The sequence below is a fragment of the Micromonospora sp. NPDC048842 genome, from assembly GCF_040649935.1.
Classification (GTDB): domain Bacteria; phylum Actinomycetota; class Actinomycetes; order Mycobacteriales; family Micromonosporaceae; genus Micromonospora; species Micromonospora hortensis.
This window is the reverse complement of record NZ_JBEZGK010000002.1, coordinates 259,898-271,922: the sequence shown is the minus strand read 5'-3', so window position 1 is coordinate 271,922 and position 12,025 is coordinate 259,898. Positions and strand designations below refer to the sequence as shown.

At 70.4% G+C, this 12,025-nt stretch carries 10 protein-coding genes and 1 tRNA gene; 3 read left to right on the top strand and 8 right to left on the bottom strand.

What is annotated here, in order from left to right; genetic code table 11:
• Window positions 1-21: 21 nt before the first annotated feature.
• The 8 genes from AB0C19_RS03750 to AB0C19_RS03715 are packed head-to-tail and all read right to left on the bottom strand — an operon-like array spanning window position 22 to window position 9,743.
• A complete protein-coding gene (locus tag AB0C19_RS03750) occupies window positions 22-717 on the bottom strand; it encodes an ElyC/SanA/YdcF family protein (protein WP_357178875.1) in 696 nt (231 codons plus the stop codon).
• Window positions 718-736: 19 nt separating this feature from the next.
• Window positions 737-2,554, bottom strand: a complete 1,818-nt coding sequence (gene pknB / locus AB0C19_RS03745; RefSeq protein ID WP_357178872.1) for a Stk1 family PASTA domain-containing Ser/Thr kinase — start codon at window positions 2,552-2,554, stop codon at window positions 737-739.
• Window positions 2,551-3,969 (bottom strand): protein kinase, encoded by a 1,419-nt coding sequence (locus AB0C19_RS03740; RefSeq protein WP_357178869.1) that lies wholly within the window; start codon window positions 3,967-3,969, stop codon window positions 2,551-2,553. The genes pknB and AB0C19_RS03740 overlap by 4 nt, the downstream gene beginning before the upstream one ends.
• 1 nt (window position 3,970) lies before the next feature.
• A complete protein-coding gene (locus AB0C19_RS03735; protein WP_357178866.1) occupies window positions 3,971-5,476 on the bottom strand; it encodes a penicillin-binding protein 2 in 1,506 nt (501 codons plus the stop codon).
• A complete protein-coding gene (locus tag AB0C19_RS03730) occupies window positions 5,473-6,966 on the bottom strand; it encodes an FtsW/RodA/SpoVE family cell cycle protein (protein WP_357178863.1) in 1,494 nt (497 codons plus the stop codon). The genes AB0C19_RS03735 and AB0C19_RS03730 overlap by 4 nt, the downstream gene beginning before the upstream one ends.
• Window positions 6,967-6,996: 30 nt before the next feature.
• The gene (locus tag AB0C19_RS03725) at window positions 6,997-8,466 is read right to left on the bottom strand and encodes a protein phosphatase 2C domain-containing protein (protein WP_357178859.1); all 1,470 of its coding nucleotides are present in this window, start codon (window positions 8,464-8,466) and stop codon (window positions 6,997-6,999) included.
• Window positions 8,463-8,948 (bottom strand): FHA domain-containing protein, encoded by a 486-nt coding sequence (locus AB0C19_RS03720; RefSeq protein WP_357178856.1) that lies wholly within the window; start codon window positions 8,946-8,948, stop codon window positions 8,463-8,465. Before AB0C19_RS03720 ends, AB0C19_RS03725 begins: the two co-directional genes overlap by 4 nt.
• Window positions 8,949-8,954: 6 nt before the next feature.
• Window positions 8,955-9,743: a DUF3662 and FHA domain-containing protein gene (locus AB0C19_RS03715; protein WP_007454122.1), complete on the bottom strand. Its 789-nt coding sequence runs from the start codon at window positions 9,741-9,743 to the stop codon at window positions 8,955-8,957.
• Window positions 9,744-9,949: 206 nt separating this feature from the next.
• On the opposite strand from AB0C19_RS03715, the gene AB0C19_RS03710 reads away from it, so the two are divergent.
• The 3 genes from AB0C19_RS03710 to AB0C19_RS03700 all read left to right on the top strand — a co-directional run bounded on the left by AB0C19_RS03710 (window position 9,950) and on the right by AB0C19_RS03700 (window position 12,018).
• Window positions 9,950-10,035, top strand: a tRNA-Leu gene (locus AB0C19_RS03710).
• Window positions 10,036-10,099: 64 nt separating this feature from the next.
• Window positions 10,100-11,215, top strand: a complete 1,116-nt coding sequence (locus tag AB0C19_RS03705) for an NAD-dependent epimerase/dehydratase family protein (RefSeq protein WP_357178852.1) — start codon at window positions 10,100-10,102, stop codon at window positions 11,213-11,215.
• Window positions 11,212-12,018: a WecB/TagA/CpsF family glycosyltransferase gene (locus AB0C19_RS03700; RefSeq protein ID WP_357178849.1), complete on the top strand. Its 807-nt coding sequence runs from the start codon at window positions 11,212-11,214 to the stop codon at window positions 12,016-12,018. Before AB0C19_RS03705 ends, AB0C19_RS03700 begins: the two co-directional genes overlap by 4 nt.
• Window positions 12,019-12,025: the final 7 nt, after the last annotated feature.

Genomic DNA, 12,025 nt, shown 5'->3' with positions numbered 1-12,025 from the left:
CGTGACCCCGTGCGGGCCGGGTCAGCCCCGCAGCGCGTCCTGGACCGCGGGACTCGCGGGCGAACGCACCGCTGGTGGTCGGTCGCGTACCGCGTCCCAGGCCGCCTTGCCACTGGCGAAGTAGTCCCGAACCGACTTCTCGGCGAGCAGGGCGGCGCCACAACCGTCGCAGCGAGCGGTCACTCCGTCGACGTCGAGGCCGAGCTGCCGGCACAGCGTCACCGCCCGGGACAGGTGGTAGGACTGGGTGACGATCAGGGCCCGCTCGACGCCGTACACCTCGCGGGCTCTCGCGCAGCTGTCGTAGGTGTCCAGGCCGAACGGGTCGGCCACCACCCGACGCCTGTCGACACCGCGCTCGGCGAGGTACGTCGTCATCACCGCCGGCTCGTCGCCGGACGCTCCGCCGCCGTCGCCCGACACGAGAACGACAGTGGCCCGCCCGCTGGCGACCAGCTCGGCGGCGGTGTCCAGGCGGCCGGCGAGACGGTCACCCGGCCGCTGACGGTCGGCTGCCACCTCGGTGCCGAGCACGATCACCACGTCGGCGGCCGGCGCGTCGGCAGCGGCGTACACGTGCCCGCGTGCGGCGAGCGTCGTCCACAGCCACGGGGAACTGGCGAGCACCAGCACGACGAGGCCCGCGACGGCCAGGCGGCGGAGGCGTCGAGGCCACCGCCGCACCGCCCCGACCGCTGACGCTTCCGCTTCGGTCATGCCGATGCCCGGGTGTGGCCTAGTCCTGGGGCCGGCCCGGCGGGGGTGGGAACGGCAGACCGACACCGCCCCCGTTGCCGGGAGTGGTCGGTGTACCCGTCGGCGTGCCCGACGGCGTGACCGACGGCGTCGGGTCGGTCTCCGGCTCGGGCTGACTCACCTTGATGGTCACCCTCGTGCCGGTGGGCTTCTTTTCCTTGCCGTTCGGACTCTGGTCGGTGACCTTCCCCGCCTGGGCGGCGGGCACCTCCGGCCCGTCCTCCGGGTCGACCGTGAATCCGGCGTTCCGGAGGACGCGGGTGGCCTCCTCCTGACTCAACCCGACGACGTCCGGCACCTCGCGGACCTTGCCGTTCGAGACCGTGAGCTTCACCTGCGTGCCTTCGGGAACGCTCTCGCCCTCGGGCGGCTCGACCTTGAGAACCTCGTCCTCGCTAGCCTCGTCGTTGACCGTCTTGATGTCGTACTTGAGCTTCGCCTCGGTGAGCCGCGCGATGGCGCTCTCCCGCTTGCTGCCCTTGAGCCCAGCGGGAACGCGTACCTCGGGCTTGCCGCCACAGATCTGAATGGTGACAGTGCCGTTCTGCTTCACCTGGGTGGTCGGCAGCGGGTTCTGCTGGACGACCGTGCCCTCGGTGCAGTCACTGGCCAGCACCGGGTCACCCACCTGTGCGGACAGACCGGCTTTCTGGATCTCGGCGATCGCCACGTCCCGGGCCTTGCCGGTGAGGGTGGGCACCGACTTCAGGTCGTTGTCCTTCTGCATGTTCCAGAGCAGGGCGGCGACCAGGGCGATCACCGCCAGTACGCCGACCGCGCTGAACGTCGCGATCAGCCAGGAGGACGCCTTGCGCTGACGGGGGTCACCCACCCGGGCCGGGATCTGCCCGGTCTGCGGCCCACGGCCGGAAGCCGGATAGCCGCCCCCACCGCCGGCCGGGGCCATCGCCACCGTCTCCGCCTCGCGCAGCACCGGGGTGGCCAGCACGGGCCGGCCGGCGGCGGCGCGGAGCAGGTCGGCCCGCATCTCGCCGGCGCTCTGGTAGCGGTTGAGCGGGTTCTTCGACAGCGCCTTGAGCACGATCGCGTCGACGGCCGGCGTGACGTCCGGGTTGATGTCGCTGGGCGTCGGGGGCGTCTCCCGTACGTGCTGGTAGGCGACGCTGACCGGGCTGTCCCCGACGAACGGCGGGTGCCCGCAGACCAGCTCGAAGAGCACGCAGCCGGCCGCGTACACGTCGGAGCGTGCGTCGACAGCCTCGCCGCGTGCCTGCTCCGGTGAAAGATATTGGGCCGTGCCGATGACCGCGCTGGTCTGGGTCATGGTGGTCGCACCGCTGGCGAGCGCGCGGGCGATGCCGAAGTCCATCACCTTGACCTGGCCGGTCTGGGTGAGCATCACGTTGCCGGGCTTGATGTCCCGGTGGATGATGCCGTGCCGGTGGCTGAACTCCAGTGCGGCGCACATGTCGGCGCAGATCTCCAGCGCGCGACGTGGCTGGAGTCGCCCCTCGGCGCCGAGGACCTCCTTCAAGGTCCGTCCGTTGACGAACTCCATGACGATGAACGGCAGCGTCTCACCGGTCGGCGCGGTCTCCTCGCCGGTGTCGTAGACCGCCACGATGGCCGGGTGGTTGAGCGAGGCGGCGTTCTGCGCCTCCCGACGGAACCGCATCTGGAACGTCGCGTCCCGGGCGAGGTCGGTGCGGAGCATCTTGATCGCGACGTCCCGACCGAGCCGGAGATCGCGACCACGGTGCACCTCGGCCATGCCGCCATAGCCGAGCAGCTCGCCGACCTGGTACCTGCCACCGAGCAGGCGGGCCTGCGCTGTCATCGCGTCTGTCGTCCTTCGCTCGTCGTCGTCCCGCCGTCGCCCGGCTGGAGTCGTACCTCTCGACGGTACGACGTCCGGGTCGGATCGTCGCGCCCGTCGAGTCGTAGCGCGCCGGACGCCACGGTGCGCGGCCCCAGCCCGGCGGATACACCGGCCTGCGACTGCTTCCGTAGGTTGTAGGAAATCACGCCCGAGCAGAGCAGGACCAGCACGGCCAGCAGGATGGCGAGAAGCACCATTCCCGGCCGGGACCGCTGGGGCTGGGGCGACGGCGTCGCCGGGCCGGCCTGCCGGACGTACGCCGGCGGGTGTTCCTGCCGGGGCGGCCCGGACGGCACTGCTGCCGCGCCGCGTGGATAGCCGTTCGGTGCGCCCTGCGGCCGGACGGGCTGGACGGCCGGCGCGACGGCGGTGGGGCGTGGCTGCTGGGCGGGTGCGACAGCGGTCGGCCTCGCTCCGGCCACCGGCGGACGGGCAGTCGGCGGACGCATCTGGTGCGCCTGCGGCACCTGGGCCCGGCCGGGCGCGGCGGGTGAGGCGGGTGAGGCGGGCGCCGCGGACACCGGCCCGGAGTTGGCGCCGGCCCGAGCTTGCTGGGAAAGCGCGGCCTTGAGCTGACGGGCCACTCCGGCGAGTGCGGCGGCGCTCGGCCAGCGGGCGGCCGGATCCTTCGCCAACGCCCGTTCGACCAGGGCGCGCACCTGCGGAGGGATGTCGGCCGGCAGTGGCCGGGGCGTCTCCCGGACGTGCCGCATGGCGATGTCGAGGGGGTTGTCGCCCTCGAACGGCCGCCGACCGGCAAGGCACTGGTAGGCGACGACGCCAAGGGCGTACACGTCGGACGCCGGGGTGGCCACGCCGCCGGTGGCCTGCTCCGGCGAGATGTACGAGGCGGTGCCGAGCACCGAACCAGCGGCGGTGAGCTGGCCGACCAGGTCGGAGCGGGCGATGCCGAAGTCGGTCAGCACCAGCGTGCCGTTCGGCCGGACCAGCAGGTTGCCCGGCTTCACGTCGCGGTGCACGATGCCCTTCTCGTGGGCGGCGTGCAGCGCGTCGGCGGCCTGCGCGACGAGGGCCATCGTCCGCGCCGGGGTGAGCCGGCCGACCCGGCTCAACGTGGACGACAGGGCGTCGCCCTCGACGTACTCCATGACCAGGAAGGCGATCTGCTGGTCGTTGCCGAAGTCGTAGACGTCCACCACGCCGGGATGGTTGATGGTGGCCATGGTGCGGGCCTCGCCGCGGAACCGTTCACCGAAGTCCGGGTCGTCGAGCAGGGCGGGGAGCAGGCTCTTCACGGCGACTGTCCGGCCGAGCACCTGGTCGGTGCCGCGCCAGACGTCGCCCATGCCGCCGCTGGCGATCCGCTCGTCGAGACGGTAGCGGTTGCCGAGCTGCACGCCGGGGCTGAGCATGTCAGCGACCCCCTGGGTCGGCGATGGCGGCCCGCATGATCTGACCGGCGATCCGAGCCGCCTCGGCGCTGCCACCGGGGCCGGCCTGTTCCAGCATCACGCAGACAGCGGAAACCGGATTGCCGTTCTTGTCCAGGGCGAAGCCGATGAACCAGCCGTGGTCGGGCCGGTCCGGGGCGGACTGGGCGGTGCCGGTCTTGCCGCCGACCGTGTAGCCGTTGATCGCGGCCTTTCGCCCGGTGCCGTTCTGGACCACGCTGACCATCATCTCGCGCAGGTCGGTGGCGACCTGCGGCTCGACGGGCTGACGCAGCTCCCGCGCCTTCGCCGTGTAGTAGCTGGTGGTCCGGTCCGGAGCGAGCAGCTGCCGCACCAGGTACGGCCGCATCTGGCTGCCGTTGTTGGCGATCGAGCCGGCGATCATGGCGCCTTCGAGGGGCGTCATCCGGACGTTGTTCTGACCGATCGAGGACTGGGCCAGCGCGGCCGGGTCGGTGCTGCCGTCCTGGTTCTGCATCGTCCCGGTTCGACTGGCCGCCGTGGGCAGGCCGCCCTCGCCGAGCTGGCCGACGGTCAGGTCCTCCTGCTCGAAACCGAACTGCCGGGCCTTCTCCTTGACGGTCTCCGCGCCGAGCCGCACACCGAGCTGGGCGAAGCCGGTGTTGCACGACTTGGTGACCGCCTCCAGCAGGGTGACCTGCCGAGTCGGGCAGATCGACGGATCGGCGTTGCGGATCGGGGTGCCCGAGGTGGGCGCGGTGTAGCTGGGACCGGCCGGGATCTGAGTGGACTTGGTGACGCCGTTCTCCAGCGCCGCCGCCGCCACCACGATCTTGAAGGTGGAGCCCGGCGGCAGCGTCTCGGCGAGCGCGCGGTTCTTCAGCGGACCTTCCGGGTCCTGTTCCAGCTTGTTGTACGCCGCCGCCGCCTCCTTTGTGTCATGGCTGGCCAGCGGGTTCGGGTTGAAGCTCGGCATGGAGACCAGCGCCTGGATGGCACCGGTACGCGGGTCGATGGCGATCGCCGCGCCCCGCTTCGCACCCACCTCGTTGTTGCCCAGCTGCTCGTACGCCACGTCCTGGGCCCGCTTGGAGAGCGTGAGGAGCACGTTGCCGCCGCCGGTGTCGTCGCCGGTGAACATGTCCTTCAACCGGTCGCCGATCAGCTGGTCGCTGGTGCCGGCCAGGAAGTCGTTCTCCACCTGCTCGATGCCCTGGTCGGCCAGGTTGACCGGCTTGTAGCCGAGCACGTGGGCGTACTTGGCGCCGCTGGGGTAGGTGCGCAGGAACTTCAGGCTGCCGGTGGTCTCCTTGCTCGTGGCCACGGCCGTGCCGCCAGCCTCGATGTTGCCGCGCTTACGGTCGTACTCGGCGACCTGGACCCGACCGTTGTAGTCGCTGGTCCGGTATTCATCCGCCTTGTAGGCCTGGATCCAGTTGAGGTTGGCGAAGAGCAGACCGAACAGGACCATGACGACGACGCCAACGCGGCGCAGGGGTGCGTTCACGGCTTGATCACCTCCGTGGGAGCACCGTGCAGCTGCTCGGGCGGGCCACCGCTGGGACGCGCCGCCTTGCCGCCGCCTCCTCCGGTCACCGGCCGCCGGGCCCCGTCGGAGACCCGCAGCAGCACCGCGATGAGCAGCCAGTTGGCCATCAACGACGACCCGCCGGCGGACAGGAACGGGGTGGTCTGACCGGTCAGCGGGATGAGCTTGCTGATCCCGCCGACGATCACGAAGACCTGGAGGCCGAGGGTGAACGCGAGACCGCCGGCGAGCAGCTTGCCGAACGAGTCCCGTACCGCCAGCGCGGCCCGCAGCCCTCGCTCGACGATCAGCAGGTAGACGACGAGCAGCGCGGAGAGGCCGAAGAGGCCGATCTCCTCACCGATGCCGGCGAAGATGAAGTCGTTCTGCACCTCGGGAAGGATGTCCGGTTGGCCGCCGCCCGGCCCGGCGCCGAAGAGCCCACCAGTGCCCAGGGCGAGCAGCCCCTGAACGAGTTGGTAGCCCTTGTCGGTCGGGTCGGCGAACGGGTCCAGCCAGATCTCCGCCCGGAGGTAGAAGTTGGCGAACGGCCCGCCGACAGTCGAGCCCAGGACGTAGGCGAGGTACGCGCCGCCGAAGAAGAGGACCAGACCGATCAACAGCCAGCTCACCCGTTCGGTGGCGATGTAGAGGGTCACCACGAACATGCCGAAGTAGAGGAGCGAGGTGCCCAGGTCCTTCTCGAAGACCAGCACCAGGAGGCTGACCAGCCAGACGCCGACGACCGGGCCGAGGTCCCGCCCGCGCGGGAAGTCGATGCCGAGGAAGCGTCGACTGGCCAGGGACAGCACCTCGCGCTTGCGGACCAGGTAGTAGGCGAAGAAGACGAGCAGCGCCAGCTTGGCGAACTCACCCGGCTGGATGGAGAAGGCTCCGAGATCGATCCACAGCTTCGCGCCGTTCCTCTCGGAGATGCTCGCCGGCAGTACCGCCGGGAGCATCACCAGCACGATGCCGGCCAACCCCAGGGTGTACGCGTACCGCGAGATCGACCGATGGTCACGCATGATGGCGAGCAGGGCGGCGGCGAGGACCACCGCACCGAGCGTCCAGGCCAGCTGACGCCCGCCCTGCCCCGCGAAGACGGCCAGGCTCTCCCGCTCGGCCACCGGGGCGTCGCCCAGGTCGATCCGGCGGAGGAAGCCCACCCCGAGCCCGTTGAGCAGGGCCACCGCCGGCAGCAGCGCCGGGTCGGCGAACGGGGCAAGGAACCGGATGACCAGGTGCAGGCCGAGGAAGACCGCGCCGAGCGCGGCGGCCGGCATCCAGAAGTCCGAGGTGACAGTGTCCAGCAGGTTCGCCTCGACGGTCGCCCCGTACGCGGCCACCAACACCATCGCGAGCAACAACAGGTACAGCTCGGCGTTGCGGCGCGACCGCGCCAGGCGTACGCCGGATTGCTCGCCCGCGGTGGCGGGCGAGGGTGCCGGTGTGGCCGCTACGGTCACGGGTGGAGTCCTCAGGATCTCAGCCGACGCTCACTCAGGAGACCGGCAGCCGGCCGGGTCGAGCGCCGGCGTGGCCGAGTCGGAGGGCGTGACGTCGGGTGTGGTGGTCGCGCCGGCCCCACCGAGAGCGGTGGTGGCACCGACGGTCGGGCTTGCGCTGACGACCCCGTTGGGGGTCGGCGACGCGTTGGGGCTCGGGCTGCCGTTCGGGGTTGGCGTCGAACCGACCGGGGTCGGCGTCGGCGTGGTGACCCCGGCGGCGGTCGGGTCGAGCGGGCAGAGTGGCTTCAGGTTGGGGTTGCTCGGCGTGTCGCTGGTCAGCTCGGCGAGCTGACGCTCGGCGTCCGGCTCACTCTTGGCCCGGATGCCGACCTTGACGGTGTCCTGTGCGGCGACGGTGAGGTCGTCCAGGCGGGTGCCGCTGCGACGGTGCACGCTGGACAGATCCATCCCGGCGATCTGCCCCTGGACACCGCGGAAGACGGCAACCTGGCCCTCTTCGGTGGCTCCCACGTAGTACTGCCGCTGGGTGTACGTCCAACCACCGAACGCCGCACCGCCGACGATCACCAGCAGGGCCAGCGCCATGGCGGCGGTCCGGACCGGGTGTCGCTTCGGCCGGTCGGCGTCATCGTCGGAGGCCGCCGGCTCCTCTGGCGCGGCCGGACGCGGCGCGGAGAGCGCCGAGGCTCGGGCGGCCGGAGTCGAGTCGTCGGCGGAGGTCGCCATGCCGCGGTCCCGGGCGGCGGCGCCGCCCACGATCGGGGTCGCCTCGACGATGTCCTGGTCCGTGGCGTCGGCGATGATCACCGTGATGTTGTCCGGCCCACCGCCGCGCAGCGCGAGCTGCACCAGCCGCTCGACGCACTGCTGCGGGTCGGTGTACTCCCGCAGGGTCTCGCCGATGGTTTCGGCGCTGACCACACCAGAGAGGCCGTCGCTGCAGATCAGGTACCGGTCGCCGGGCATGACCTGGCGGACCGAGTATTCCGGGTCGATGTCCCGACCGTCGAGGGCGCGGGTGAGCAGCGACCGCTGCGGGTGACTGCTCGCCTCCTCGGCGCTGATCCGGCCTTCGTCGACAAGCATCTGGACGTAGGTGTCGTCCTTGGTGATCTGCGCGAACTCGCCATTGCGCAGCAGATAGGCCCGCGAGTCGCCAATGTGGACCATCCCCAGCTTGCTGCCGGTGAAGAGGGTCGCCGTCAGCGTGGTGCCCATCCCCTCCAACTGCGGGTTGGCGTCCACCGTGTCGCGGAGTTGTTGGTTGGCGGTGCCCACGGCCGAACGCAACGCATCGACGAGAGCGTCCCCCGGGACGTCCTCGTCGAGCGGCGCCATGGCACCGATGACGATGTTGCTGGCGACGTCACCGGCGGCCATACCGCCCATGCCGTCGGCAACGGCGAGTAACCGCGGCCCGGCGTAGACGGAGTCTTGATTGCCGTCTCGGATCAGACCGCGGTCGCTGTGGGCCGCATAGCGCAGGGTCAGAGTCATGGCCGTAATTCGAGGGAAGTGCGGCCGATCCGGATCGGCACGCCGAGGGGGACGGGGGTTGGTCCGGAGACCTTAGCGCGATCGAGGTAAGTGCCGTTAGTCGAGCCGAGGTCCTCGACGTACCACTGCCCCTCACGCGGCACGAGCCGGGCGTGTCGCGCGGAGGCGTAGTCGTCGGTGATGACCAGGGTGGAGTCCTCAGCCCGACCGATGGTGATCTGCGCTTCACCGAGAGTGATTTTGGTGCCGGCCAGCTGACCGGCCGTCACCACCAGCTGGTGCGCCGCTCTGCCCCGTTTCACCTTCGCTGGCTTGGTCGCCTGCCCCGTCGAGGCGCCCACCGCGCGTGGCGCGGCCACCAGACGACCGGACCGGGCGCCCGCGAAGAGGTCCCGGCGGATCACGCCGACCACCGTGAACACGAAGATCCACAGCAGGATCAGGAACCCGAACCGGGCAACGGTGATGACCAGTTCCGGCAAGGCGGGTCAGCCGTCCACGCGGAAGGTCAGCGTCGTCGTCCCGAGCTGGACCATGTCACCGGGGTTGAGCGCGACGGCGGAGACCCGCTGCCCGTTCACCATGGTGCCGTTGGTCGAACCCAGGTCGGTCAACACGACCTGGCCTCCGTCGAAATCCAGCCGGGCGTGTCGCCGGGAGATGCCGACGTCGGGCAGACGCAGGTTGGCCTGGTCGCCGCGACCGATCACCGTTGACCCCATCTGGAGGGGATAGGTGCGACCGTCGCCGGAGACCAGCCGCACGTTGCGACCGCCACCGTGCCCGGGCGGCGGGCCGTAGCCACCGCCCTGGTCGTACGCGGGGTAGGCGGGCGGGCCGGCGTCGTAGCCGGGCGCCGACACCGGGGCGACCTCGCCGCCGGTGTAGACCTCGGCCGTGACACGGAACATGCCCGTGTCCAGACCCTCGCCTCGCTCGATCTCGACGATCACGTCGCCGTAGACCGTCCACGCCTGCTCGCCGATGAACTCCGCCTGCGACTGGGCCAACTCCTGGGCCAGCGCGGCGGCGTACGGCGCCAGCCGACTGTGGTCGAACGGCGAGAGATCGATCACGTAGCGGTTGGGCACCAACGTGCGCCCACCGGCCAGGATCGCCTTGTGCGCCTCGGCCTCCCGCTGCATGGCGTTGAGGATCTCCACGGGGTGGACCACCCCTTTGAAGACCTTGGCGAAGGCCCCTTCGACCAGGCCTTCCAGACGCTTCTCGAAGCGTTGCAGCACGCTCACCGGCTCCTCCTCGGGTCCCGAGGACATGATGGTATCCGGCCGGCGCGCGCGCAGCTCACACGCCGCTCGGCCGGCTGCTCTCGACCCGTTCGGAAGGGCCGGGATTGTCGTGCTAATCTTTCGTCCGCCACGAACGGTAATCGTTCGTGGCGAGTGCCAGGGACAGCGTAGTATTCCCGAGGCCCGTTGGAGACAGCGGGGCCGGGCAGCTAGAGTGTTCCGGGTTGTGCCACGGGGATGTGGCGGAATGGCAGACGCGCACGGTTCAGGTCCGTGTGCCCGAAAGGGCGTGGGGGTTCAACTCCCCCCATCCCCACCAACGACGAGGGCTCCGCTTGATGCGGGGCCCTTCCGTCATATCGGGGCGTGCTGGACGTCACGCTATGCTCCGATGGATTCTGCCTCCGATGGACCAGGAGTGGCGTGTGAGTGTCGCGTTGGTGACAGGGTCGGGTGGTCTGATCGGCTCCGAGGCGGTCCGGCATTTCGCCGGCCTCGGTCTGGATGTCGTCGGCATCGACAACGACATGCGCCGGTACTTCTTCGGCGAGGACGGCTCCACCTCGTGGAGCCTCGAACGGCTCGGCCGTGACCTGGGTAACGCGTACACCCACTTCGCGGTGGACATCCGGGACCGGGACGGCCTGGAGCAGGTGTTCAAGAAGTACGGCTCGGACATCGCAGTGGTGATCCACAGCGCTGCCCAGCCGAGCCATGACTGGGCAGCCAAGGAGCCGTACACGGACTTCGACGTGAACGCCGGCGGCACGCTCAACATCTTGGAGAACACCCGCCGGCACGCGATCGACGCGCCGTTCATCCACTGCTCGACAAACAAGGTGTACGGCGACCGGCCCAACAGCCTGCCGCTCGTCGAGCTGGAGACCCGCTACGAGCTGCCCGAGGACCACCGCTGGTACCAGGGCATCACCGAAGAGATGTCGATCGACCACTCGCTGCACTCGGTCTTCGGGGCCTCCAAGGTCGCCGCGGACGTGATGGTCCAGGAGTATGGGCGTTACTTCGACATGAAGACCGCCTGCTTCCGGGGCGGCACGCTGACCGGCCCGGCGCACTCCGCGGCCGAGCTGCACGGGTTCCTGGCCTATCTGATGCGCTGCGTCATGGAGGGCCGGACGTACAACCTCTTCGGCTACAAGGGCAAGATGGTGCGGGACGCGATCCACTCGCACGATGTGCTGACCGCGTTCGAGGCGTTCTTCCGGGCCCCGCGATCCGCCGAGGTCTACAACCTCGGTGGCGGCCGGCACTCCAACACCTCGCACATCGAGGCGTTCCGGATCGCGGAGGAGATCACCGGCCGCGAGGCGCGGATCAACTACGTCGAGCAGAACCGCACCGGCGACCACCAGTGGTACGTCAGCAGCATGGCCAGGTTCGAGGCGCAGTATCCGGACTGGAAGATCACGTACGACGTGCCGATGATCCTGCGGGAAATCTACGAGGCCAACGTGGACAAGTGGGTGGCCCAGCCGTGAGCGCCCGGACGAAGCGCAACGTGCTCGGCGTCCTGGTCGACGCCACCGACTACGCCACGGCTACCGACGCGGTGGTGACAGCGGCACACGAACGGCGTCCCCTCGCGCTGACCGCGTTGGCGGTGCACGGTGTGATGACCGGGGTGCTCGACCCGGCGCACAACGCGCGGCTCAACTCCTTCGACGTGGTCACGCCGGACGGGCAGCCGGTGCGGTGGGCGCTCAACCTGCTGCACCACGCCGGGCTCGGCGACCGGGTGTACGGGCCGACCCTGACCCTGCACGTGCTGTCGCGCTTCGCCGACGAGGGGCTACCGGTCTACCTGTACGGCTCGACCGAGGAGACCCTCGCCCGGCTGATCCCGGCCCTGGAGCGGATGTTCCCGGCGCTGAAGATCGCCGGGGTGGAGCCGTCCAAGTTCCGTGCCGTCCAGCCCGGTGAGGACGCCGAGATCGCCGACCGGATCCGGTCCAGTGGCGCCCGGCTGGTGCTGGTCGGGCTCGGCTGCCCGCGCCAGGAGGTCTTCGCGTACGCCATGCGGCCGCTGCTCGACATGCCGCTGATGGCGGTCGGCGCGGCCTTCGACTACCACGCCGGCCTGCTGCGCCAGCCCCCGCCGTGGATGCAGCGCGCCGGTCTTGAGTGGTTCTGGCGCCTCGGGCTGGAGCCGAAGCGGCTCTGGCGCCGCTACGTCATCCTCAACCCGGCCTATCTGAGCCGGCTCGCCGCGCAGAAGATCGGCCTGTGGAAGGCCCGCCCGCCGGCCCCGGCCACCGAACGGCCGGCCACCTTCTCGGTCTGAGCCCGAT